Origin of the sequence: Micromonospora sp. 067-2 (assembly GCF_046549295.1) — a bacterium.
In the GTDB taxonomy this organism is placed as follows: Bacteria; Actinomycetota; Actinomycetes; order Mycobacteriales; family Micromonosporaceae; genus Micromonospora.
This window is the reverse complement of sequence record NZ_JAJPWB010000004.1, coordinates 190,974-214,083: the sequence shown is the minus strand read 5'-3', so window position 1 is coordinate 214,083 and position 23,110 is coordinate 190,974. Positions and strand designations below refer to the sequence as shown.

General features: G+C 72.8%; 23 protein-coding genes. 14 read left to right on the top strand and 9 right to left on the bottom strand.

From position 1 onward, the window contains the following. Positions 1-66 precede the first annotated feature (66 nt). From ACLJN9_RS10760 to ACLJN9_RS10740, 5 genes are all read left to right on the top strand, one after another. A complete protein-coding gene (locus ACLJN9_RS10760) occupies positions 67-564 on the top strand; it encodes a polyadenylate-specific 3'-exoribonuclease AS (RefSeq protein ID WP_410811440.1) in 498 nt (165 codons plus the stop codon). A gap of 92 nt (positions 565-656) precedes the next feature. Beyond that, entirely contained in the window at positions 657-1,160 is a 504-nt protein-coding gene (locus ACLJN9_RS10755) for a pyridoxamine 5'-phosphate oxidase family protein (protein WP_410811012.1), read from the top strand. 169 nt (positions 1,161-1,329) lie between these two features. Then, positions 1,330-2,358: a 6-phosphofructokinase gene (locus tag ACLJN9_RS10750; protein ID WP_410811439.1), complete on the top strand. Its 1,029-nt coding sequence runs from the start codon at positions 1,330-1,332 to the stop codon at positions 2,356-2,358. A 98-nt stretch (positions 2,359-2,456) separates the two neighbouring features. Next, entirely contained in the window at positions 2,457-3,275 is an 819-nt protein-coding gene (proC, locus tag ACLJN9_RS10745; RefSeq protein ID WP_410811011.1) for a pyrroline-5-carboxylate reductase, read from the top strand. 55 nt (positions 3,276-3,330) lie between these two features. Continuing rightward, the gene (locus ACLJN9_RS10740) at positions 3,331-3,681 is read left to right on the top strand and encodes a DUF2203 domain-containing protein (RefSeq protein ID WP_410811010.1); all 351 of its coding nucleotides are present in this window, start codon (positions 3,331-3,333) and stop codon (positions 3,679-3,681) included. A 36-nt stretch (positions 3,682-3,717) separates the two neighbouring features. Here the strand turns inward: ACLJN9_RS10740 and ACLJN9_RS10735 are convergent, their stop codons facing one another. Next, positions 3,718-4,428: a class F sortase gene (locus tag ACLJN9_RS10735; RefSeq protein ID WP_410811009.1), complete on the bottom strand. Its 711-nt coding sequence runs from the start codon at positions 4,426-4,428 to the stop codon at positions 3,718-3,720. Further along, entirely contained in the window at positions 4,398-5,267 is an 870-nt protein-coding gene (locus ACLJN9_RS10730) for a DUF4397 domain-containing protein (RefSeq protein WP_410811008.1), read from the bottom strand. Before ACLJN9_RS10730 ends, ACLJN9_RS10735 begins: the two co-directional genes overlap by 31 nt. Before the next feature lie 282 nt (positions 5,268-5,549). On the opposite strand from ACLJN9_RS10730, the gene ACLJN9_RS10725 reads away from it, so the two are divergent. Beyond that, positions 5,550-7,154 (top strand): glycosyltransferase 87 family protein, encoded by a 1,605-nt coding sequence (locus ACLJN9_RS10725; RefSeq protein ID WP_410811007.1) that lies wholly within the window; start codon positions 5,550-5,552, stop codon positions 7,152-7,154. Between the two features lie 60 nt (positions 7,155-7,214). Here ACLJN9_RS10725 and ACLJN9_RS10720 read toward each other — a convergent pair whose 3' ends face one another. Continuing rightward, positions 7,215-7,889, bottom strand: coding sequence for an NADPH-dependent F420 reductase (locus ACLJN9_RS10720; protein WP_410811006.1), 675 nt, complete (start codon positions 7,887-7,889; stop codon positions 7,215-7,217). A 98-nt stretch (positions 7,890-7,987) separates the two neighbouring features. On the opposite strand from ACLJN9_RS10720, the gene ACLJN9_RS10715 reads away from it, so the two are divergent. Then, positions 7,988-8,833, top strand: coding sequence for a GNAT family N-acetyltransferase (locus tag ACLJN9_RS10715; protein ID WP_410811005.1), 846 nt, complete (start codon positions 7,988-7,990; stop codon positions 8,831-8,833). A gap of 7 nt (positions 8,834-8,840) precedes the next feature. Here the strand turns inward: ACLJN9_RS10715 and ACLJN9_RS10710 are convergent, their stop codons facing one another. Further along, entirely contained in the window at positions 8,841-9,329 is a 489-nt protein-coding gene (locus ACLJN9_RS10710) for a glutathione peroxidase (protein WP_410811004.1), read from the bottom strand. A gap of 168 nt (positions 9,330-9,497) precedes the next feature. Between ACLJN9_RS10710 and ACLJN9_RS10705 the strand changes: the two genes are divergently transcribed. The 4 genes from ACLJN9_RS10705 (at position 9,498) to ACLJN9_RS10690 (ending at position 14,505) form a co-directional block, all read left to right on the top strand. After that, the gene (locus ACLJN9_RS10705; protein WP_410811003.1) at positions 9,498-11,123 is read left to right on the top strand and encodes a glycosyl hydrolase family 18 protein; all 1,626 of its coding nucleotides are present in this window, start codon (positions 9,498-9,500) and stop codon (positions 11,121-11,123) included. A gap of 179 nt (positions 11,124-11,302) precedes the next feature. Then, entirely contained in the window at positions 11,303-11,815 is a 513-nt protein-coding gene (locus ACLJN9_RS10700) for a nuclear transport factor 2 family protein (protein ID WP_410811002.1), read from the top strand. 88 nt (positions 11,816-11,903) lie between these two features. After that, positions 11,904-13,310 carry a class II 3-deoxy-7-phosphoheptulonate synthase gene (locus ACLJN9_RS10695; protein WP_410811001.1) on the top strand — a complete coding sequence of 469 codons (1,407 nt, stop codon included), beginning with the start codon at positions 11,904-11,906 and terminating at the stop codon, positions 13,308-13,310. Positions 13,311-13,476: 166 nt separating this feature from the next. Further along, entirely contained in the window at positions 13,477-14,505 is a 1,029-nt protein-coding gene (locus tag ACLJN9_RS10690; RefSeq protein ID WP_410811000.1) for a threonine aldolase family protein, read from the top strand. A 103-nt stretch (positions 14,506-14,608) separates the two neighbouring features. Here ACLJN9_RS10690 and ACLJN9_RS10685 read toward each other — a convergent pair whose 3' ends face one another. Both ACLJN9_RS10685 and pknB read right to left on the bottom strand, forming a co-directional pair. Further along, positions 14,609-15,475 carry a deoxyribonuclease IV gene (locus ACLJN9_RS10685; RefSeq protein ID WP_410810999.1) on the bottom strand — a complete coding sequence of 289 codons (867 nt, stop codon included), beginning with the start codon at positions 15,473-15,475 and terminating at the stop codon, positions 14,609-14,611. A 1-nt stretch (position 15,476) separates the two neighbouring features. Then, on the bottom strand, positions 15,477-17,459 hold the full coding sequence (pknB, locus tag ACLJN9_RS10680; RefSeq protein ID WP_410810998.1) for a Stk1 family PASTA domain-containing Ser/Thr kinase: 1,983 nt from the start codon (positions 17,457-17,459) through the stop codon (positions 15,477-15,479). A gap of 144 nt (positions 17,460-17,603) precedes the next feature. Between pknB and ACLJN9_RS10675 the strand changes: the two genes are divergently transcribed. Then, on the top strand, positions 17,604-17,993 hold the full coding sequence (locus ACLJN9_RS10675) for an Rv2175c family DNA-binding protein (RefSeq protein WP_410810997.1): 390 nt from the start codon (positions 17,604-17,606) through the stop codon (positions 17,991-17,993). A gap of 115 nt (positions 17,994-18,108) precedes the next feature. Here the strand turns inward: ACLJN9_RS10675 and ACLJN9_RS10670 are convergent, their stop codons facing one another. Both ACLJN9_RS10670 and ACLJN9_RS10665 read right to left on the bottom strand, forming a co-directional pair. After that, entirely contained in the window at positions 18,109-19,191 is a 1,083-nt protein-coding gene (locus ACLJN9_RS10670; protein ID WP_410810996.1) for a polyprenyl synthetase family protein, read from the bottom strand. Continuing rightward, complete coding sequence (locus tag ACLJN9_RS10665) at positions 19,188-19,601, bottom strand: helix-turn-helix domain-containing protein (RefSeq protein WP_410810995.1); 414 nt, start codon at positions 19,599-19,601, stop codon at positions 19,188-19,190. The genes ACLJN9_RS10670 and ACLJN9_RS10665 overlap by 4 nt, the downstream gene beginning before the upstream one ends. Positions 19,602-19,877: 276 nt before the next feature. On the opposite strand from ACLJN9_RS10665, the gene metF reads away from it, so the two are divergent. After that, complete coding sequence (gene metF, locus ACLJN9_RS10660) at positions 19,878-20,795, top strand: methylenetetrahydrofolate reductase [NAD(P)H] (RefSeq protein WP_410810993.1); 918 nt, start codon at positions 19,878-19,880, stop codon at positions 20,793-20,795. A 43-nt stretch (positions 20,796-20,838) separates the two neighbouring features. After that, positions 20,839-21,528, top strand: coding sequence for a CDP-alcohol phosphatidyltransferase family protein (locus ACLJN9_RS10655; protein WP_410810991.1), 690 nt, complete (start codon positions 20,839-20,841; stop codon positions 21,526-21,528). A gap of 84 nt (positions 21,529-21,612) precedes the next feature. Here the strand turns inward: ACLJN9_RS10655 and ACLJN9_RS10650 are convergent, their stop codons facing one another. Continuing rightward, positions 21,613-23,100 carry a phytoene desaturase family protein gene (locus ACLJN9_RS10650; protein ID WP_410810989.1) on the bottom strand — a complete coding sequence of 496 codons (1,488 nt, stop codon included), beginning with the start codon at positions 23,098-23,100 and terminating at the stop codon, positions 21,613-21,615. Positions 23,101-23,110: the final 10 nt, after the last annotated feature.

Genomic DNA, 23,110 nt, shown 5'->3' with positions numbered 1-23,110 from the left:
GCCGACGGCCGCCGTCCGCCGGCCCCGCCGTCCACCGCCGCGCGAGGGTGGGCGAGGATGGCCGGAATGGTCTACCGCTACTTCTACGACTGCGAGTTCATCGAGGACGGGCGCATCGTCGACCTCGTCTCGATCGGTGTCGTCGACGAGTACGGCCGCGAGTTCTACGCGGTCTCCACGGAGTTCGACGACTCCCGCGCCGTGCCCTGGGTCCGGCGCAACGTACTGGACAAGCTGCCGTCGCCGGCCGACCGTTCCTGGCGCTCCCGGGAACGTATCCGCGACGACCTGTACGACTTCCTCGTCGAACCGGTCCGGGACCGGCCGGGGGAGCAACTGGAGCTGTGGGCCTGGTACGCCGCGTACGACCATGTGGTGCTCGCCCAGCTCTGGGGTGCGATGCCGGCGCTGCCCCGGGAGATCCCCCGGTTCACCAAGGACCTGCGGCAGCTCTGGGACGACCGCGGCCGCCCGACCCTCCCGGACGCGGACGCGGCCCGGCACGACGCCCTGGTCGATGCCCGACACAACGTGGCCCGCTGGCGGGCGATGACGGCCCGCTGAGATCGGGGGTCGTGGCTGCCGGCCGTACCGTCGGATGTTTGACCAGTTCTGTCCCGGGCATCGGTTCGACGAGCCGATTGAGGGAGACAGCCATGAGCAACGAGCCGACCACCGCGGCCGAGGCCCGCACCCGGGTCACCGAGCTGGCCCGGGCCGCGCGGATCTGCATGCTCACCACGATCGCCGTCGACGGGCGGCAGGTGAGCCGGCCGATGGGCCTCCAGGAGGCCGACTTCGACGGCGAACTGTGGTTCTTCGCCTATGCCGACTCTGCCAAGGTCCGTCAGATCCGGGTGAACCCGGAGGTCAACGTGGCCTTCTCCGACCAGAAGCACAACGCCTGGGTGTCGATCTCCGGCACGGCCAACGAGGGCTTCGACCGGTCCCGCGCCGAGCGGCTGTGGAGCCCGCTGCTCAAGGTGTGGTTCCCGGACGGGCTGGACACGCCCGGCCTGACGCTGATCAAGGTGCACGCGACCTCGGCGGAGTACTGGGACTCGCCCAGCAGCACCGTGGTCAATCTGCTCGGCTTCGCCAAGGCCGCGGTCACCGGCCAGCCGCCGAACCCCGGCGAGAACCACGAGGTGACCTACTGACCGCGACCGGTCGCGGGGCGTCCGGGGCGCGCTGTCGCCGTACAGGCAGGCCGACTACAGTTCGCAGTGACGGCCCGCCCCGGGCCGGCAACGGCGCCGATGGTCTGACCTGACACATATCCTGGGGCAAATCGGGCTTTACCTGATGCTCCAGGAGGATGAGCGGATCATGCGTATCGGCGTGCTCACCGGCGGCGGCGACTGCCCCGGTCTCAACGCGGTCATCCGGGCGGTGGTCCGCAAGGGCGTCGCCACCTACGGTCACGAGTTCGTGGGCTTCCGGGACGGCTGGAAGGGCCCGCTGGAGGGTCTGTCCCGCCCCCTGGACATTGCCGACGTCCGCGGCATCCTGCCCCGCGGCGGCACCATCCTCGGCTCGTCCCGAACCAACCCGTTCAAGATCGAAAACGGCGTCGAGCGGATCAAGGACAACCTCGCCAGCCAGGGCGTGGACGCGCTGATCGCGATCGGCGGCGAGGACACCCTCGGCGTGGCCACCAAGCTCTACGAGCTGGGCGTGCACGTGGTCGGAGTGCCGAAGACGATCGACAACGACCTCGGCGCCACCGACTACACCTTCGGCTTCGACACCGCGGTCAACATCGCGATGGAGGCCATCGACCGGCTGCACACCACCGCGGAGAGCCACCACCGCACCCTGGTCGTCGAGGTGATGGGCCGGCACGCCGGCTGGATCGCCCTGCACGCCGGCCTGGCCGGTGGCGCCAACGTGATCCTGCTGCCCGAGCGTCAGTTCGACGTCGAGCAGGTGGCCGGCTACGTCGAGAAGCGCTTCCAGCACCAGTACGCCCCGATCGTCGTGGTCGCCGAGGGCGCGCAGCCGCTGGACGGCCAGATGCGGTTGGCCAACCAGGAGCTGGACTCGTTCGGGCACGTCCGCCTCGGCGGCATCGGCCAGTGGCTGGCCGAGCAGTTGGAGGCCAAGACCGGCAAGGAGGCCCGCACCGTGGTGCTGGGTCACATCCAGCGCGGTGGCACCCCCACGGCGTTCGACCGGGTGCTCGCCACCCGCCTGGGCCTGCAGGCCATCGACGCGGTCAACGACGGCGACTGGGGCAAGATGGTCGCGATGCAGAGCACCAACATCGTCCGAGTGCCCCTGTCCGAGGCCACAGCCGAGCTGAAAACCGTCCCCCTGGAGCGCTACGCCGAAGCCGAGGTCTTCTTCGGCAGCTGACCCCCCCACCCCGTCGATCTAGGGCATATTTCTGTTCGAGGAGATCAACTCACGACGATCCGCCCTAGATCGGCGGGGTCAGGGAGGGGTGCGGCGACATGACGGTTGGGGTGCACAGCGTTGCGGTGGTCGGGGCGGGCAAGATCGGGGAGCTGATGCTCTCCGGGTTGCTGCGTTCGGGATGGCCCGTTGATCGGTTGTTGGCCACCGCGCGACGGACGGCCCGGGCCGAGGAGTTGAGCGCCCGCTACGGCGTACGGGTGGTCGACAACCTGACCGCCGTGGACGAGGCGGCGGTGCTCGCGATCTCGGTCAAACCGCAGGACGCCGGAGCGCTGCTCGACGAGATCGGCCCCAAGGTGCCCGCCGACAAGCTGGTCATCTCGCTGTGCGCAGGGCTGTCCACCAGCTTCTTCAGCCGACGGTTGCCCGAGGGCACCCCGGTGGTCCGGGTGATGACCAACACCCCGGCACTGGTCGACGAGGCGATGACGGCGATCTCGGCGGGCGCGTACGCCACCGGGGCGCACCTGGCGCTGGCCGAGGAGATGTTCCAGCCGCTCGGCCAGACGATCCGGGTGCCCGAGTCGCAGCAGGACGCGGTGACGGCGCTCTCCGGCTCCGGCCCGGCCTACTTCTACCTGCTGGTCGAGGCCATGATCGACGCCGGGATCCTGCTCGGGCTGCCCCGGCAGGTCGCGCACGAGCTGATCGTGCAGACCGCGATCGGCTCCGCGGTGATGCTGCGTGACTCCGGCGAGCACCCGGTCAAGCTGCGGGAGGCGGTCACCTCGCCGGCCGGCACCACCATCTCCGCCATCCGCGAGCTGGAGAAGCACGGCGTCCGGGCGGCGCTGCTCGCGGCGCTCGAGGCGGCCCGGGACCGGGCACGCGAGCTGGCCGCCCAGGCCGACTGAGCTGGCGCCGGTCGCGGGGTCCGGCAACGTCCGGCGGGTGCCGCATACTTGCCCGGTGTTCACACTCGCCCAGGCCCGGCACCTGGTGGCCACCCTGCGACCGCGCGTCGACGAGCTGATCCGGCTCCGCGCCGACCTGGCCGAGCTGCGCGCCGACCTGGCCGACCACGGCGTCAGCGCGCTCGGCGGGTTGGCCGAGGTGAAGGGGCTGGAGGCCCGTCTGCACGCCGTGGTCGACGAGCTGCACCAGCACGACATCCAGGTCAAGAGCATCGCGCCGGTGCTGCTCGACTTTCCCGGCGAGCGGGCCGGGCGCGTCGTGCTGTGGTGCTGGCTGGAGGGCGACTCCGACGTGCGCTGGTACCACCGGGTCGAGTGCGGCTTCGCCGGCCGCCGCCCGATCTGACGCGAGCCGGCCGCACGCGAGATCGGATCAGGCACGTCAGCCGGCAGCGGACCTCGGCAGCACCGTGCCGGCGGCCTCGGTCACCGCGAACACCACCACGTTGTCGGTGTAGTGCCCGCGCCGCTTGTCGAAGGCGCCGCCGCACGTGACGAGCCGCAGCTCGGGGCCGGGCGTCGGACCGTAGACCGCCGCCGTGGGAAACCGGTCCTTGCGGGTACGCAGCGACCCGGTCACCCGGAACGACACCCGCTGACCGCCGCGCCACACCTCCACCTCGTCGCCCGGACGCAGCTCGCCGAGCCGGGCGAATACCCCCGGGCCGCGCCGCGAGTCCAGATGCCCGGCGAGCACGGCCGGGCCGGTGTCGCCGGGCGCCGGACCGCCGCCGTACCAACCGGCGGTGTCGAAGTCGACCGGCGGGATGAGCGCGCCGGCGCGGTCCAGGCCCAGCACCGTGAGCGCCGAGTCGACGCCGATCCGTGGCACGCGTACCCGGGTGGGTGGACCCTGCGGCGTGGGCGCCGCCGCCACGGACGGGCAGTTGTCGGTGCAGCCGGGGTGCCAGATCGCCGAGGGCGGCGGCAGGTCCCGGCTGGTGGTGGCGAGCCCGACCCCGGTGCCGGCGGCCAGACAGACCGCCGCACCGGCCGCGACCAGCGCGGCCAGTGGCACCCGGCGGTCACGGTGTCGCCGGATCGACGGGTCGGGCCCGGTGCTCACCAGGTGGTGCGCCGCCGCCGACGCCACAGGAGGAGGCTCACCGCGACGGCCGCCGCCGCCAACCCGCCGACCACCAGGGGGTACGTCCCGAGCCCGGTCCCGGCGATGCCGCCGGCGCCGGTGTCCACGCCGCCGGCCGGTGCGACGGTGCCGCCCGCGGCGTCGCGGCGCAGCTCGGCGGTGAGCCCGCCCTGCTTCGCGTCGAGCACCAGCAGCGAGTAGACCGCGCCCCCGGTCAGCTGCACCTGGGCGTCGGAGCTGGGCCCACCGGCGCCGGTGAGCCTCAGCCGCCAGCTTCCCGGGTCGACCTGCTCGTAGTCGGTGGTGGTGGCGAACTGGACGCCGTCGGCGATCACCGGACCGTCGACGGCGGTCACGTCCACCACCGGGGTGCGCACCGACGCCTGCACGACGCGCACCTTGGCTCGACCCTGGTCGGGCGCGCTGATGTCGTCGTTGAGCACCCGCAGCCCCAGGTCGGCGTGCCGACCGACGCCGGCCACCGTGTAGGCGTCGCCGCTGGTCACCGCGACTTCGGTGGTGAGCACCGGGGGATCGCTGGCGGGGGCGCCGGCCTCCCGCATCGCGACCGCGTACCGGCCGGGCGCCAGCTTGAGGTAGTCGGAGACCACGCCGTAACCGACGCCGGGGAAGACCTTCGGCTTCGCGGTGTCGGAGGCGGCCAGGTAGACGTCCACCGCCGGGGTGTCGGGGGAGAGGTGGGCGAGCCGGACGTATCCGACGTTGTCCGCGCCGGTCGCGGCGCTGGCCGGCATCGGCGAGCCGGCCGCGGTGAGAGCGGCGCCGAGCAGGAGCGCGCCGGCGCCGGCCAGCAGCCGGCGAGACGCGGTGCGGGGCTGGTGCATGTCGCCTCCGAGGGGGCACGGTCGGTGATCGGGTGACAACCCAGCAAACAGAGTCCCGTGCGCGGGACGGCAGCGCAAGTTGGCAGGTCAATGTTTTCGCCCGTCTTTTCGTCACCATGCCCCTGCGGGTGCTCCACGAGCTGTTCGACGTCGGGGAAACTGCCGCCTCGAACCGTCGTGAGGCACCAACATCCCTGATGGTGTGCAGGTCGTGGCCTTACGGGGCGGTGCCCGGGGGCTGACGGGCCGCCGAGGGTCGTCGTGCTCGCCTATTCTCGGTCGATGCGGGATCGCCGGGTGGCGCTGGCGTGGGCGGCCTTCGTGGTCGTCGCGCTGGTGTCCTGTGTGCTCGTGCTGCGGCGGGCGGACCGCCTCTCCGACCTGCACATCTACTACAGCGCGCTGTCCAACCTGCACGCCGGCCGACCGCTGTACGGCTACGTCGCGGACAACGGCGGGCCGTTCACCTATCCGCCGTTCGCCGCCCTCGTGCTGGGGCCGATCACCGTCGTCGGTGAGGGCGTGGTGCAGGGGCTCTGGCTGGTGGCGACGTGCGCGGCAGTCGTCGCCATCGCTGGGACGGTCGGTGTGGCGCTGACCGCCGGACGGCACCGACGCCCACTGGTGGTGGCGGTGGCGGCCACGGTGCTGATGCTCTCCGCGCCGGTGCAGAGCAACCTGCGCTTCGGGCAGGTCAGCATCTTCATCGTGCTGATGGCCCTGCTGGACGGGATGGGCGTCGTCCCGCCCCGACTGCGCGGGGTGCTGGTCGGCGTGGCCGCCGCGATCAAGCTGACCCCACTGCTGTTCGTGGTCTACTTCCTCGCCATCGGCCGCTACCGCGACGCCGGCCGTGCGGCGGCGACGTTCCTGGGGTGCGCCGCGATCGGCGCGATCGTGCTGCCCCGGGAGAGCTGGACCTACTGGACCGACGCCGTGCGGCAGACCTCGCGGATCGGCAACCTGGCCTCCCTGGGTAACCAGTCCCTGCACGGGATGCTGCTGCGCATCGGGGTCGACGAGACGGTGCTGCCCCTGCTCTGGGCCGGCCTGGTGGCGCTCATCTGCGCGGCGGCGCTGCTACGGGCTCGCCAGCTGACGGTTCAGGGCCGGCCCGGGCACGGCGCGGTGCTCGTCGGCTGTGCCACCGTGGCCGCGTCCCCGGTGTCCTGGACCCACCACCAGGTGTGGCCGGTGCTCGCCGCGATGCTGTTGATCGGCGCGTCCGGCGTCACCCAACGGGCCGCCGGGGCGGCGCTGCTCGGCACGATGGTCGTCTCCTTGGGTGCGGTGCTGAGCCCGGTGTCGACCCGGCCGGGCGTGCAGTTCCTGTTCGAGAACGCCCGTGCGCTCGGGGTGTGCCTGCTGTGCCTGGCGGGCTTCGGTGGTGTCGCGGTCGCCGCCGCCGCACGGACGCACCGGCGGCCGCCCGCCGGGCGGGCATGGTTGCGGATCGGAGTCACGGCCGCGGCGGCGGTCGCGTTCTTCGCCGTCCAACCGCTGCCCGCCGGAGCTGACCCGACCTTCAAGGCGTACGACCTCGGCGACGTGGTCAACCCGCGATACTTCTTCGTCTGCCGTGGGCCGGCCGAGTGCGCCGCGTACCGCACCGAAGCGCCAGTCACCTTCGGCACCCGGGCGGAGAAGACCAAGGTACGGGTCAACGGCGTGGTCTCTCCACGGGTGGCCCGGTTGGAGTACTACTCGGCCCCGGGCGGATCACCCCGGGTCATTCCGCTGCTCGCCGCGTATCCGGGGACCCGGACGTTCTCGTTCCGGTCGGCGAGCATGGCCCAGGGCCGGCTCGTCGCGTACGCCCCGGACGGTCGACAGATCGCGAGCTACGACGACGAACTCGCCGCCGCTCTCCGCACGACCAGCTGGTAGGGGTCGGCGCGAGGGGTGTGACGCCGTCGGGCGGGCCGGCGGTGGCCCGCCCGTCGGCGGTCAGCGGGTGGCCGCGGCCAGGAGGGCGCGTAGCGTCTCGGCGTCGCCCTGCGCCGGGCGCTCCCAGTCCGTCGGGTCGGCCGAGTAGAGCGTGCCGTACGCCGGGGTGTCCGGCTGGTAGCGCCACCCCTCGGCAAGCGCGCCAGCGTCCACCGTGTCGTAGCCGATCCGGTCCAGGAAGCCCGTCGCCTCGGTCTTCGCGGCGGCCTCGTCGCCGGCGATCGCGAGGGCGCTGCGGTCGGCCGCGCCCGTCGGCCGGCCCAGTGCGGCCAGGTGCTTGAAGAAGATGTTGTTGAAGACCTTCACCACGCGTGCCGTCGGCAGGTGCTTCTGAAGGAGTTCGCTGCTGGTGGTCTCGCCGGAGTCCAACTCCGGGAAGGCCCCGTCGCGCTGCGGGTAGTAGTTGTTGGTGTCCAGAACGATCTTGTCGGCCAGCGGCTCCACGGGCACCGCCCGGTACGCCTTGAGCGGCACGGTGACCACCACCAGATCGCCGATCTGCGCCGCGTCCTGCGGCGTGCCGGCGCTGGCCCGCTCGCCCAGCTCGTCGACCAGGTCGGTGAGCGTCTCGGGGCCCCGCGAGTTGCTCAGCACCACGTCGTAGCCGGCGGCCACCGCGAGCCGTGCCAGCGTACCGCCGATCTTGCCACTGCCGATCAGTCCCACAGTTGTCATGCTCGTTCCCAACTCCGTCCACCCACGACGCATTCCCGACCGGTCCGGTGGGTTATTTCGATTGCCGGCGTCCCGATCGTCGGCGCAGACTGCCGGGCATGCGTTGCCTCGTCGAGGATCTCGCGACCTTCGCCGCCACAGCCGACGCCTGGTTGCGCCGTGAGCCGGTCCTGCACAACGTACTGCTCACGCTCGTCGCGGGCCGGCTCTCCGGGGACGTGCCACTCTCCGGTGGCGAGCGGTTCGTCCGGGTGGTCGACGGGGGCGCGACGGTGGGCGTGGCGGTGCACACCCCGCCGCGCGGGCCGCTGCTCGGCGCCGTGCCGCCGGCCGCCGCGCGGGCCCTCGCCGACCACTTCGTCCGGTCGGCGCCGCCGCTGGTCGAGGTGCACGGCCCGGTCCCGGCCGTCGGCTGGTTCACCGAGCGGTACGCCGAGCACGCCGACCTGACAGCCGTACCCGGCACGTCCCAGCGGATCTTCGAGCTGGACACGGTCCGGCCGCCGGTCGGCGTACCCGGGCGGGCCCGCCCTGCCACGAGCGCCGACCGGGAGTTGCTGGTGGCCTGGACCGGCGCGTTCCTCGCCGAGACGGCACCCGGCGGACCGCCGGCCGACCCCGCCGCGCAGATCGACGCACGGCTGCCGCACGGCCACCTGCTCTGGCTCTGGGAGGACGCCGGCACCCCGGTCGCCACAGCCTGGCTGAGCCGGCCGGTCGCCCGGGTCGCCCGGGTCAGCGGGGTCTACACCCCACCGCCGCGGCGTGGTCGCGGCTACGCGAGCGCCTGCGTGGCACATGCCAGCCGGTACGCGCTCGACACCGGCGCCACCCGCTGCACCCTCTACACCGACCGCGCCAACCCCACCAGCAACAAGATCTACCAGGTGATCGGCTACCGCCCGATCTCCGACGCCACCCGGTGGCGCTTCCTCCCGCGCTGAGGCGGGGTCAGGCCGGCAGGGCCTTCTCGATGGCGGCGCGTAGTTCGTCGGCGCCGGGCTCGACGGTGGGGGCGAACCGGGCAGCGACCGTGCCGTCCGGAGCGATGAGGAACTTCTCGAAGTTCCATCGGACGTCCCCGGTGTGCCCGTCGGCGTCCGGAGTGTCCACGAGCGCGTCGTAGAGCGGGTGCCGGTCGGGGCCGTTGACGTCGACCTTCTCGGTGAGCGGGAACGTGACGCCGTAGTTGACCTGGCAGAAGTCGCTGATCTCGGCGGCACTGCCCGGCTCCTGCCCGGCGAACTGGTTGCAGGGCACGCCGAGCACCACCAGGCCACGGTCGGCGTAGGAGTCCGCGAGGGCCTGCAGACCGGCGTACTGGGGGGTGAGGCCGCAGCGGGACGCGACGTTGACCACCAGCAGCGCCTTGCCCCGGTAGTGGGCCAGGTCGGCGGAACCGCCGGAGAGGGCGTCGATCGGGATGTCGAAAACGGTCATGGTCCGAGATTACGCGTCGGCCACCGGGGGGCCCGGAACGGGCGGAAGGGGCCGCATTCCGCGCACCAGAAGAAATCGAAACATGCACATCTTGACGAAGTGATGACGCCGTGAGTACCGTCTCACCATCTCTTTTGGAAAGTTTCCTAACAGTTCGGGAGACGCCTCATGAAAAGATCGCTCCGCCGGGCCCTCTGGGCCGGTGCCGTGGTCGCCGTGACCCTCACCGCGGTGCCGATGACGACCGCCTTCGGCGCCGGCAGTGTCACCGCCACGTTCACCAAGACCCAGGACTGGGGGACCGGTCACGAGACGAAGGTGACCGTCACCAACTCATCGAGTGCCGCGGTCGACACCTGGCGCATCGAGTTCGACCTGCCCTCGGGCACCACCATCGGCAGCGCCTGGGACGCGGACGTGACCAGCAGCGGCAACCACTACGTCGCGGTCAAGAAGAGCTGGGCCGGCGGGATCGCGCCCGGCGCCTCGTTCAGCTGGGGTTACAACGGCACCGGCGCCTACCGCGCACCGCTGAACTGCACCATCAACGGCGCCGCGTGCGGCGGAGGCACCCCGCCGCCGACCACCCCGCCGCCCACCACTCCGCCGCCGACCACGCCGCCGCCCACCACCCCACCGCCGACCACGCCGCCGCCCACCACGCCGCCGCCGAACCCGGGTGCCAAGAAGGTCGTCGGCTACTTCGCCGAGTGGGGCGTCTACGCCCGCAACTACCACGTCAAGAACATCCAGACCAGCGGCTCCGCCGCCAAGCTGACCCACATCCTGTACGCCTTCGGCAACACCACCGGTGGCCGTTGCGCCATCGGCGACAGCTATGCCGACTACGACAAGGCGTACACCGCGGCCGACAGCGTGGACGGCGTCGCCGACACCTGGGACCAGCCGCTGCGCGGCAGCTTCAACCAGCTGCGCAAGCTCAAGCAGCTGAACCCGCACCTGAAGGTGATCTGGTCGTTCGGTGGCTGGACCTGGTCCGGCGGCTTCACCCAGGCCGCGCAGAACCCGGCCGCCTTCGCCGACAGCTGCTACAACCTGGTCGAGGACCCGCGCTGGGCGGACGTCTTCGACGGCATCGACGTCGACTGGGAGTACCCGAACGCCTGCGGTCTGAGCTGTGACAGCAGCGGTCCGAACGCATTCAAGAACGTGGTCGGCGCGCTGCGGACCAGGTTCGGCGCCAACGCTCTGGTCACCGCCGCGATCACCGCGGACGGCAGCAACGGCGGCAAGATCGACGCCGCCGACTACGCCGGTGCCGTGGGCAACCTCAACTGGCTCATGCCGATGACGTACGACTACTTCGGCGCGTTCGCCGCCCAGGGGCCCACCGCTCCCCACTCGCCGCTCACGTCGTACACCGGCATCCCGCAGCAGGGCTTCAACTCCGACGCGGCGATCCAGAAGCTCAAGAGCAAGGGCGTACCGGCCAACAAGCTGCTGCTCGGCATCGGCTTCTACGGTCGGGGCTGGACCGGCGTCACCCAGGCCGCCCCGGGCGGCAGTGCCACCGGCGCGGCACCGGGCACCTACGAGGCGGGCATCGAGGACTACAAGGTCCTCAAGAACACCTGCCCGGCCACCGGCACGATCGCCGGCACCGCGTACGCCAAGTGCGGCAACAACTGGTGGAGCTACGACACCCCGTCGACCATCAACGGCAAGATGACGTACGCGAAGGATCAGGGCCTCGGTGGCGCGTTCTTCTGGGAGCTCTCCGGTGACACCGGCAACGGCGAGCTCATCGGCGCCATCAAGGGCGGCCTCGGCTGAGGCCGAGGGCCGACGCACCACCCACACGGCGGGGAGGGGCCCGCACCGCCCCTCCCCGCCCGTGCGGTACCGGCCCGGTCGACGCCCAGCGTCGGCCGGGTCGCCGGCGTTGGGCGGCTCGGCCCCGATGTGGCAGACTCGCGGCTCGGCAGTCGATGTCCCGTTCGACGGAGGTGATCATGCGTCCGACCCGCCGCAGGCTGGCCGCGACCGCCGCCGGGCTGGTGCTGCTGCCGCTGGCCCTGATGGGCTGCGGATTCGGCGGCGACGGCGGCGACGAGCCTGCCGCCAAACCCGATCGGGCCCCCGCCGAGGAGGCCGCGACCCGGTCCCGGGAACGCGTACAGGCGTACCTCGACGCGATGACCGCCAAGGACGTCGCCGCCGGCCGGAGCCAGCTCTGCGCGCTGCTGCACGACGGCTTCGACCTGGGCGCCACCGGCCCCAACGGTGACTTCGCCGACCACTTCGAGGTGCCCGAGGCGGCCATCACCGACGTGCGGTCCGGCCCACGTGGCCAGGAGGTCAGCGTCTCGGTCTCGGTCACCGCCGGCAAGAGCAAGGTCACCCGGCCGCTGGTGTTCACCGTCACCCGCGACGGCGGCGACTGGTGCATCGCGGGAGAGGCTCCCGGCGGCGCCCCGGCCGCCGGCGCGAAGCCGACCGGCGTCGTTCCGTCGCCCGCGTCCTGACCTGCGCCCGCTGGAATTGATCTCCCACCTGCCGGAACCGTCCCCCTCGCCGCCCGGGCACGCCCCCGGTCGCCGTACGCTTTCCCTCATGCGCCATGAGTGGCATCAGCTGAGCCATCCCGGGGTGCGCGGCCCCGGCCTGCAGACCAGCCGCCCGACCGCCGACTCCGCCGAGGACGCCGCGCTCGGCCTGGACCGGTGGCGGGACCTGCCGCGCGAACAGACCCCGCCGTGGTCCGACCCGTCCACCGTCGCCGAGGTCTGCAAGGTGCTCGACACCGTGCCGTCGGTCGTCGCGCCCTACGAGGTGGACCAGCTCCGGCAGAAGCTGGCTCTGGTCTGCGAGGGCAGGGCGTTCCTGCTGCAGGGCGGTGACTGCGCCGAGACCTTCGCCGACAACACCGAGAGCCACCTGCTGGCCAACGCCCGCACCCTGCTCCAGATGGCGATCGTGCTCACCTACGGCGCGTCGCTGCCGGTGGTCAAGGTCGCCCGGGTCGCCGGCCAGTACACCAAGCCCCGCTCGCTGCCCACCGACGCGCGCGGCCTGCCCGCCTACCGCGGCGACATGATCAATTCACTGGAGGCCGACCCGACCGCCCGGGTCGCCGACCCGCAGCGGATGATCCGGGCGTACGCCAACTCGGCCGCGGCGATGAACATGCTCCGGGCGTACCTCGCCGGTGGGCTCGCCGACCTGCACGCGGTGCACGACTGGAACAAGGGCTTCGTCAAGAACTCCCCGGCCGGGGAGCGCTACGAGGCGATCGCCCGGGAGATCGACCGGGCGCTGGCCTTCATCCGGGCCTGCGGGATGACCGACGACGAGGCGCTGCGCACCGTCACGCTCTACTGCTCCCACGAGGCGCTCGCCCTGGAGTACGACCGGGCGCTCACCCGGGTCTCCGACCGCCGGGCGTACGGGCTGTCCGGGCACTTCCTCTGGATCGGTGAACGCACCCGGCAGATCACCGGCGCCCACATCGACTTCATCTCCCGGATCGCCAACCCGATCGGCGTCAAGCTCGGCCCGACCACCTCCCCGGACGAGGCGATCGAGCTGTGCGAGAAGCTCAACCCCGACAACGTGCCCGGCCGGCTCACCCTGATCAGCCGGATGGGCAACCACCGGGTGCGCGACGCCCTGCCGCCGATCGTCGCCAAGGTCACCGCCGCCGGTGCCAAGGTGGTCTGGCAGTGCGACCCGATGCACGGCAACACACACGAGTCGTCCAACGGCTACAAGACCCGGCACTTCGACCGCATCGTCGACGAGGTGCTCGGCTACTTCGAGGTGCACCGGGGGCTGGACACCCACCCCGGCGGCCTGCACGTCGAGTTGACCGGCGAGGACGTCACCGAGTGCCTCGGCGGCGCCCAGGGCATCGAGGACCTGGACCTGCCCGACCGGTACGAAACCGCCTGCGACCCGCGACTCAACACCCAGCAGTCGTTGGAGTTGGCCTTCCTCGTAGCGGAGATGCTCCGTGGCTGACGCGAGGAGTGAGCTTGCGAGCCCCGCAGTCGGCAGCCGAAGGGATGACAGTGGCTGACGCGAGGAGTGAGCTTGCGAGCCCCGCAGTCGGCAGCCGAAGGGATGACAGTGGCTGACGCGAGGAGTGAGCTTGCGAGCCCCGCAGTCGGCAGCCGAAGGGATGACAGTGGCTGATTTTGTGGATCTGCGATCCGACACGGTGACCCGACCGACCTCCGGCATGCGGGAGGTGATGGCCGCCGCGGAGGTCGGTGACGACGTCTACGGCGAGGACCCGACGGTCAACGCGCTGGAGGCCGAGGTCGCCGCGCTGTTCGGGCACGAGGCGGCGCTGTTCGCCCCGAGCGGGTCGATGGCCAACCAGATCGCCCTGCAACTGCTGGTGTCACCCGGTAACGAGCTGCTCTGCGACGCCGACGCGCACGTGGTCACGTACGAGATCGGCGCCGCGGCCGCGTACGGCGGGATCTCCTCGCGGACCTGGCCGGCAGTCGGCGCGGACATCGACCCGGTGGCGGTTGCCGGGATGATCCGGCCGGACGGCTACTTCGCCGTTCCCACCCGGGCGATCGCCGTCGAGCAGACCCACAACCGGGGCGGTGGTGGGGTGATCCCGCTGGCCACCCTGCGGGAGCTGCGTCGGGTCGCCGACGACGCGGAGGTCGCGCTGCACTGCGACGGCGCCCGGATCTGGCACGCGCACGTCGCCGACGGGGTGCCCCTGGTCGAGTACGGCCGGCTCTTCGACACGCTCTCCGTCTGTCTCTCCAAGGGCCTTGGCGCGCCGGTCGGCTCGCTGGTGGTGGCCAGCGCCGAAAAGGTCGAACGCGCTCGGCTGATCCGCAAGCGGCTGGGCGGGGGCATGCGTCAGGCCGGCATCCTCGCGGCAGCCGGCCGGTACGCGCTCGCCCACCATGTCGACCGGCTGGCTGAGGACCACGCCCGGGCGGCCCGGCTCGCCGAGGTGGTCGCGCCGTTCGGCGTGCTCGCCACCGGGGTCCGCACCAACCTGGTTCCGCTGGATCTGACCAAGCACACGCTGGACGCGCGTTCCCTGGCCGCTGCCGCGCGGGTGGAGGGCGTACTGATCTCGGTGCTCGGCCCGCGTACCGCCCGCCTGGTCACCCACCTGGACCTCGACGACGCCGACATCGACCGCGCGGCCGCCGTCCTGCCCCGCATCCTGTCCGCCTAACCCCTCCCCGGCTGGCGTCGATCTAGGGCGAACCATCGTGGCTGGCGATCAACTAGCGACGTTTTTCCCTAGACCGACGCGGGGTGGGGCGGGCGCGGGGTGGTTAGGGGTGGAGGCGGGTGAGGGTGGCTATGTCGGCGGTGTGGCCGACGTGCTTCTCGCTGGGGGTCTCCACGACGATCGGGACGCCGGCGGTGGCCGGGTGGGCCATCAGCTCGGCGAAGGCCGGCTCACCGATGGTGCCCTTGCCGATGTTCTCGTGCCGGTCCCGGGTGGAGCCGCGCAGATCCTTCGAGTCGTTGGCGTGCACCAGCCGTAGCCGGTCCGCACCGACCGTGGAGACCAGCGTGTCCAGGGTCGCCGTCATCCCGCCCTCGGCGGCCAGGTCGTGCCCGGCCGCCCAGGCGTGGCAGGTGTCGAAGCAGACCCCCAGCATGGGGTGCCGGTCCACGGCGTCCAGGTAGGGCCCGAGCTGCTCCACCCTGGAGGCGAGCGAGCGGCCGCCGCCCGCGCTCGGCTCGACCAGCAGCATCGGCCCACCGGCGTCGGCGGCCCAGTCGAGCAGCGGCAGCAGCTCCTGGCGGACCTGTCGTAGTGCCGCCTCGGCGTACCCCTCGTCCACCGAGCTGCCCGCGTGGAACACCACCGCCCGGGCACCGATCGCGACGCCCCGCCGCAGCGCGTGCGCCAGCGTCTGCGCCGACCGTTCCACGGTGGCCGGAGTGGGCGATCCGAGGTTCACCAGCAACGAGGCGTGGATGAAGGCCGGAATGCCGCGTTCGGCGCAGCCGTCGCGGAACAGCGCGTCCTGCGCCGGGTCGCCGGCCGGCAGGGCCCAGCCCCGCGAGTTGGAGACGTAGACCTGGACCACCTCGGCGCCGGTCGCCTCGGCGTACGGCAGTGCGGCCCTGGCCAGGCCGCCGGACGTGGGGGTGTGAGCGCCGACCGGTCTGGAGGAGGTCACCGGCATGTCACAGACACCCGATGGTGACCTGGGTGCCCGGCGGCACCTGCGAGTTCTCGGCCGGGTTCTGGAAGCGGACCACGGCATTGGGGTTGAACTGGATCGCCACCGGGAAGCCCTGGCTCTCCAACACCTGCTTGGCCTGCGGGCAGGGCAGGTCCACCACCCGGGGTACGGCCACCAGCGGCGGACCCTTGCTGACCTCCAGTTTGACCTGGGTGCCCTTCTCCACGCCGGAGCCGTCGGCCGGGCTCTGACCGAGGATCTCGTCCTTGGGCTTGTCGGAATCCTTGTAGGTCTCCACCGGCACCAGGGTGAGTTGGGCCAGGGTGGCCCGGGCCTCGGTCAGGCTCCTGCCGACGAGGTTCGGCACCGACACCGGCGCCCGACCCCGGCTCAGGATGAGAGTGATCTTCGCGCCCGGTCGGACCTCGGTGCCCACCTTCGGGGAGCTGTCCACCACGACGCCGGCGGGCAGGCTGTCGTCGTAGCGGGCGGTGCCCTTGGCCACCACCAGCTGGGCGTTGACCAGGTCAGCCTCGGCCAGCTCGAACTCCTTGCCGATCACGTCGGGGACTCCGAAGCGCTCCGGGCCGAGGGAGAGGGTCAGGGTGATCTTGCCACCCTTGACGATCTTGGTGGTCGACGTCGGGCTCTGCCCCAGCACGCTGTCCTTCGGGGCCTTCTCGTCGTACCGCGGCTCGCCGTAGGCCAGGGTGAGCCCGGCGCGGTCGGCCTGCGCCTGCGCGTCGGCCTTGCTCAGGCTGACCAACTGCGGGGCGGCCGTGTAGCGGCCGACGCCGAACCACCAGCCGCCGCCGGCGGCCACCAGACCCAGCACCACCACGACGGCCGCGACGGCCAGCCGACCACGGGGGTGGCCCAGCACGGTGGCGCGCAGCTCGGCGAGCCGCGACCGCAGGCCCTCCGTCTGCTCCGGAGCAGCCCGCCGTCGGCCCGGCCCCTGGCCGCCCTCGGGCAGCCGGGCCCAGGCCGGCCGCTGCGCCGGGCGGACCGTGGCGACCATCATGGTCGGCTGGGAGACCGGCGGCTCGTCGGTCACCCGGTGCAGCACGGCGGTGCGGGTGTTGGCGTCACCCAGGTGATCCCGGGCCACCTGCACCTCGGCCAGCAGCGCGCCGGCGTTGGCGGGCCGGGCGTCCGGGTCGCGTCGGGTGGCCCGCTGCACCAGGCCGTCGAGGACCGACGGCAGACTGGGCACCAGCGTCGAGGGCGCCGGCACGTCCCGGTCGACGTGCTGCCAGGCGACGTCCACCGGGCGGTCCCCGTCGTAGGGGACCCGGCCCGTGAGCATCTCGAACAGCACGATGCCCGCCGAGTAGACGTCGGTGCGCGGATCGGCCCGGCCCTCGGTGACCAGCTCCGGGGCGACGTACGCCACGGTGGCCATCAGCTGGTTGCCCTGCTCGTCGTCGGCGCTCGCCTCGACCGCCCGGGCCAACCCGAAGTCGGCCACCTTGACGACGCTGTCCACCAGGTTGGCGACGCCACCGGTGGGCGCCTCGGCGACCAGCACGTTCTCCGGCTTGACGTCGCGGTGCACCAGGCCGGCCCGGTGCGCGGCGGCGATCGCGGCGAGCATCTGCTCGGCGATGGCCAGTACCTCGTCCGGGTCGAGCCGGCGTCGCTCGGCCAGCACGTCACGCAGCGTGCGGCCGCGGACGTACTCCATCACCAGGTACGGCAGGCCGGCATGGGTGCCCTGGTCGTAGACCGCCACCACGTTCGGATGGGTCAGCCGGGCGATGGTCTTGGCCTCGTCGGTGAACCGGGTCACGAAGTTGGCGATCCGGGCCCGAGCTTCCGGTGCCTGGGTCGGGTGGATGATCTTTACGGCGACGGTGCGCTCGAGGCGTTCGTCGGTGGCGGTGTACACGGTCGCCATGCCGCCACGGGCCACGCGACCGCGAATGCGGTAGCGCCCGTCGATCAGCGAGCCCAGCAACGTGTCGGCGACCTGTGTGTCCATCGGCAGGGAGTCTATGCGTCCAAGGGGCAAAGGTTGAACAGGATGCTACAGCTCGGGGACGGAGCTGGTGCGTCCCGCCGGGTGACGGCCGGCCATCCGGGGTGCCGGTGGCCCGGCGCGCCGGTGGCGTGGCAGGGTGATCGGGTGACCGAACCCGTACCCGACCAGGCCGTGCCCGGCCCCGAGCTCGCCGGACCCGCCGACCCGGCCGGCTGGCTCACCCTGCCCGATGTTGCCGAGCGTCTCGACGTGTCGATCAGCAAGGTGCACCAGATGATCCGCGACCGGGAGTTGCTGGCGGTCCGCCGCGACGGCGTCCGCCGGATCCCGGTGGACCTGGTGGCCAACCAGACCGCGCTCAAGCACCTGCCCGGTGTGCTCAACCTGCTCTCCGACAACGGCTACGACGACGAGGCCGCGCTGCGCTGGCTCTACGAGCCGGACGACACCCTCCCCGGTGCCAACCCGGCCGCCGCCCTCTCCGGCGACCAGGCCCGCGAAGTCAAACGCCGAGCCCAAGCCCTGGGCTTCTGACCCGCCCCGCCCCTGCTTCCGCGTTGATCATGAGGTTAGCGGCGCGACACGCCGAGGCGAGGGTCGCCAACCTCATGATCAACCATGCGGGCCGGGGGCCGGGAGGGGCCGGGGCCTAGTCGGCGCGGCGGGTGGCGGCAATGGCCAGGTCGACGAGGGCCTGGCGGGCCTCGGTGTCGAGGTCCACGGCGGCCAGCGCCGCCAGCGCGGTGTCGGTGAGCGTGACGATCCGTTGCTCGGTACGGGCGAGCGCGCCGCTCGCGGAGATCAGCTCGCGCAGCCGGGCCACCCCCTGTTCGTCCAGCTGCGGGTCGCCGAGCCGGCCGAGCAGCAACTCCCGACCGGCGTCGCCGGTGGCCTCGACCGCCGCCGCCACCAGGTAGGTGCGCTTACCCTCGCGCAGGTCGTCCCCGGCCGGCTTGCCGGTCTGCACCGGGTCACCGAAGACCCCCAGCACGTCGTCGCGGAGCTGGAACGCCTCACCCAGCGGCAGCCCGTACGCCGAGTAGGCCGTCCGCACGTCGGCCGTCGCGTCGGCCAGCGCGGCGCCGAGCAGCAGCGGGCGTTCGACCGTGTACTTCGCCGACTTGTACCGGGCGACCTTGCTGGCCCGCTCCACCGAGGTGTCCCCGGTGGCCTGGGTCAGCACGTCGAGGTACTGCCCGACGGTGACCTCGGTGCGCATCTCGTCGAAGACCGGCCGGGCCCGGGCCACCGCCCGCAGGTCGAGTCCAGCGGAGTGCAGCAGCTCGTCGGACCACACCAGGCAGAGGTCGCCGAGCAGGAGCGCCGCCGCGTCGCCGAAACCGTCCGGGTCGCCGCCCCAGCCGGCCGCCCGGTGCCGGGTGGCGAACCGCCGGTGCACCGCCGGCTCACCGCGCCGGGTGTCGGAGCGATCCATCAGGTCGTCGTGGATCAGGGCGCTGGCCTGCACGAACTCCAGTGCGGCCAGGGCGGTGAGCACCTGGTCGCCGTCCACCCCGCCGGCGCCCCGGAACCCCCAGTAGGCGAAGGCCGGCCGCAGCCGCTTGCCCCCGCCCAGCACGAACGCCTCGATCGCTTCCGCCACCGGAACCAGTGCTTCGTCCACGCTGGTCAACCGCGCACGCTGGCCGGCCAGGAACTCGGTGAGGGCCTTGTCGACCCGCTGACGCAGGCCGGCGCGGTCGACGGGAGACACGGGAGCAGCGTGGGTCACGCCACGACGCTAGCCGGTCGCCGCGGCCCGCGCTCCACCGCCACGCGCAGTCCCGCCGACCCGCCCCCGGCGCGGCCCGGGCCCGTACGCCCGGTCGACCGCGCGGCGGTCACGGGTGCCCGACCCGGCCCGGCGGTCCGCGTCGGGCCGGCCCGCCGGGTGCCCGCGGCGGCCTGGGCGAGCACCACCAGCGGTACGTCCAGCACGACCGCGAGCCAGCCGAGCCAGAAGCCCCCCGGCACGCGTCGCTGCCGCTCCCACCGCGACACCTCGTTTCGACTCAAGGTGGGCACGCCAGCGGCGGCGCACAACTCGGTGGCGGTGCGCTGCTGGCTCCAGCCCCGAGCCAGCCGGCACCGGGCCAGCAGCGGCCCGAGCTGTGGTGGACGAGGCGGTGGGGGCAGTGTCATCGGTCCTCCCGGCGGGGCGTCGGTGCGGTGACGACCCGCCCGCCCGACCGGACGGGCACGGCGCCACCTGTCGGCTGTCGACCCCCGCGCAGGCCCCCGGGGCCGGCCCCCGCCGCCCCTCCCGCGCCACCCATTGATACCCCACGGGTACGACGGCTCTGCGCCTTCGGAGGCCGTGGCGGCGAGACGCTCTCGTACACCCGTGGGTTTGTCGAACCGGCGAACCGGAGGGGCAAGCGCCTGGGTGACCGGGACGCAGCCCGCTAGAGTCTGGTCGTGGCGCTCGGTCTTCCCTCGGTACTCCCCAATCCGCAGCCGGCGATCGGGGAGCTCATCCGTGACCGTCAGCCGACCTTCTCGTTCGAGTTCTTCCCGCCCAAGACCGAGGCGGGGGAGCGGCTGCTCTGGCAGGCGATCCGCGAGCTGGAGTCGCTGCGTCCGTCGTTCGTGTCGATCACCTACGGCGCTGGCGGCTCGACCCGGGACACCACCGTGGCGCTGACGGAACGGATCGCCACCGAGACCACCCTGCTGCCGATGGCCCACCTGACGGCGGTCGACCACTCCGTCGCCGAGCTGCGGCACGTGATCGGCCGGCTCGCCGGAGTCGGTGTCCGCAACGTGCTCGCGGTGCGCGGTGATCCGCCCGGCGACCCGGGCGGCGAGTGGGTGCGCCACCCCGAGGGCGTGGACTACGCCGAGGATCTGGTCCGCCTCGTGCGCGACGCCGGCGACTTCAGCGTGGGTGTGGCGGCCTTCCCGTACAAGCACCCCCGCTCACCCGACGTGGCCGGCGACACCGCGCACTTCGTCCGCAAGTGCCGGGCCGGCGCCGAGTTCGCGATCACGCAGATGTTCTTCGAGGCCGAGGACTACCTGCGGCTTCGTGACCGGGTCGCTGCCGCCGGCTGCGACACCCCGATCCTGGCCGGCGTGATGCCGGTGACCCAGATCGGCACCATCGAGCGGTCCGTGCAGCTGTCCGGGGCGCCTTTTCCGCCGGCGCTGGCGGCGCGCTTCGAGCGGGTCGCCGACGACCCCGACGCGGTCCGCCGGCTCGGCATCGAACAGGCCAGCGAGATGTGCCGCCGGCTGCTGGACGAGGGCGTGCCGGGGATCCACTTCATCACCCTCAACCGGTCCACCGCGACCCGTGAGGTCTGGCAGAACCTCCAGGCCGGCGCACGGGTGTGACCGGGGAGTTGCGACACCTGATGCCTTGCGCGACGGTTGATCAGTGGTGGGCACACAGCTGAACTGGGACCAGTACGCCACGGTGTGGGCACGCCTGCACGGCGGGTTCGACCCCCGGACCGCCGCGCCGGTGGTGCGTGCCTGGCTGCGCTTCGCGTACCACGTCGGGTATGTGCTGGGCCGGCTGCGGGTCGGCCCCACCGCGGTCACCGTGGCCGGGGTGCTGCTCTGCTTCTGCGTGCCGTTGCTGGTCGACCGGCCGGGGGACGGGCCGTTCCTCGGTGCGCTGTTCGTGCTGCTCGCCTCCGTCGCGGACAGCGTGGACGGCGCGGTGGCGGTGGCCACCGGCCGCACCACCCGGCTCGGCTACGTCTACGACTCGCTCGCCGACCGGCTCGGTGAGGTGGCCTGGCTGCTGGCGTTCTGGCTGCTCGGCGCGCCGGGAGCGCTGGTCGTCGCGGGCGGCGCGCTGTCCTGGTTGCACGAGTACGTGCGGGCCCGAGCGGTCTCCGCCGGTATGCGCGAGATCGGCGCGGTGACCGTGGGAGAGCGTCCCACCCGGGTCTCGGTGGCGCTGGTCGGGTTGCTGGTCGCCGGGCTGACCGGGCTGATCGAACCGGATCTGGCGGCCGGCACCATCACCATGGCGACCGCGGTGTGGGTGCTGCTGGCCGGCTTCGGCCTCGGGCAACTGCTCTCCACCGTCCGCCGCGCGCTGCTCGACGCCGGCTGAGCGACCTCCCGGGGCCAGCCGGCTGAGCGACCTCCCGGGGCAGCCGGCCGAGCGGCGTCCCGGGCCGGCCGTGGAAGCGGCGACCTACCAGGCGGGGCCGATCTCGTCGGCGACGATCTGCGCGGAGAGGGTCACCATCGGCAGCCCTCCGCCCGGGTGGCTGGAGCCACCCACCAGCCACAGCCCGTGCGCCGGGCCCCGGTTGGCCGGACGGAGCAGCCCGCCGGCGGTGCCGTAGATCGAGCCACCCGGCGCGCCGGTCGCGGAGTCCAGGTCGGCAGGCGTGCGGACCTCGCGGAACAGCAGCCGGTCGCGTACGTCGACGCCGCGCTGCGCCAGCACGTCGAGGATCCGGTCGGCGTACGCGTCGGCCAACCCCGGGCGTCGCCAGTCGACAGCGCTTGCGGCGGTGCCGTGGCGGGCCGCGTTGACCAGCACGAACCACGCCTCGTGCCCGGCCGGACGGACCATCGGGTCGTCGGCCACGGTGACGAACACCGTCGGGTCGAGCGCCGGCCGGGCCCGTACGCCGCGCCCCGGATCGCCGAAGACCGCGTCGAACTCCGCGTCGTAGTCGCGGGGGAAGAAGACGTTGTGGTGCGCCAACCCGGTGCTGCCGGAGACGCCGAGCAGCAGCACGAAACCGGCGAGGCTGCGGTCGGCCAGCCCGGCCAGCCGGCGCGGGTGCGGCAGCAGGTCACGGTAGACGGTGAGCGCGTCGGTGTTCGCCACCACCACGTCGGCGGGCACCGGCGCGGCGACGCCGGCGAGGCGTACCCCGTGCACCCGGCCGCCCGCGGCGTCGATCCGGGTCACCGCGGCGCCGGTCTGCACGACCACGCCGAGGTCCAGGCAGCGGGTCAGCAGCGCGTCGGCGAGCGTGCCCAACCCGCCGCGCAGGTACCAGCCGCCGAAGGTCAGCTCGGCGTAGGGGACCGCGACCAGCGCGGCGGGCGCCCGGCGCGGATCGGCGCCGGTGTAGGTGGCGTACCGGTCCAGCAGCATCCGCAGCCGCGGGTCGGACAGGTGCCGGCGGCCCAGCCCACGCAGGGTGCGGCCCGGCGCGATGGCCGCCAGGTCGCCGACGCGCCAGGCCAGCGACGCCAGGTCGCGGGGCGAGTCGATGGTGCGGCGCAGGATGTCCCGCGAGGAGGCGTGCCACACCCGCTCGGCGCGTCGCCACAGCCGCTGCCAGTCGGTCGCCGCCCGGTCACCGAAGGCGGCCCCGATCCGGGCGGCGAACTCCACCGGGTCGGCGCAGGAATCCACAGCCGGGCCGCCGTCGGGAAAGACGTGCCGGACGATCGGGTCCAGCGGGACCAGGTCCAGGTATTCGTCGAGCTTCGCCCCCGTCGCCTCGAAGAGGTCGTGGAACACCTCGGGCAGGGTGAGCAGACTCGGCCCGGTGTCGAAGTGGAACGACCCGCCCGGGGTGTCGTGCGCGTACCGGCCGAGCTTGCCGCCGACCGTGTCGGCCCGCTCGAACACGGTCACCTGGTGCCCGGTGGCGGCCAGCCGGGCGGCGGTGGCGAGGCCACCCACCCCGGCGCCGACGACCACGATCCGTGCCATGCCGCGCCTC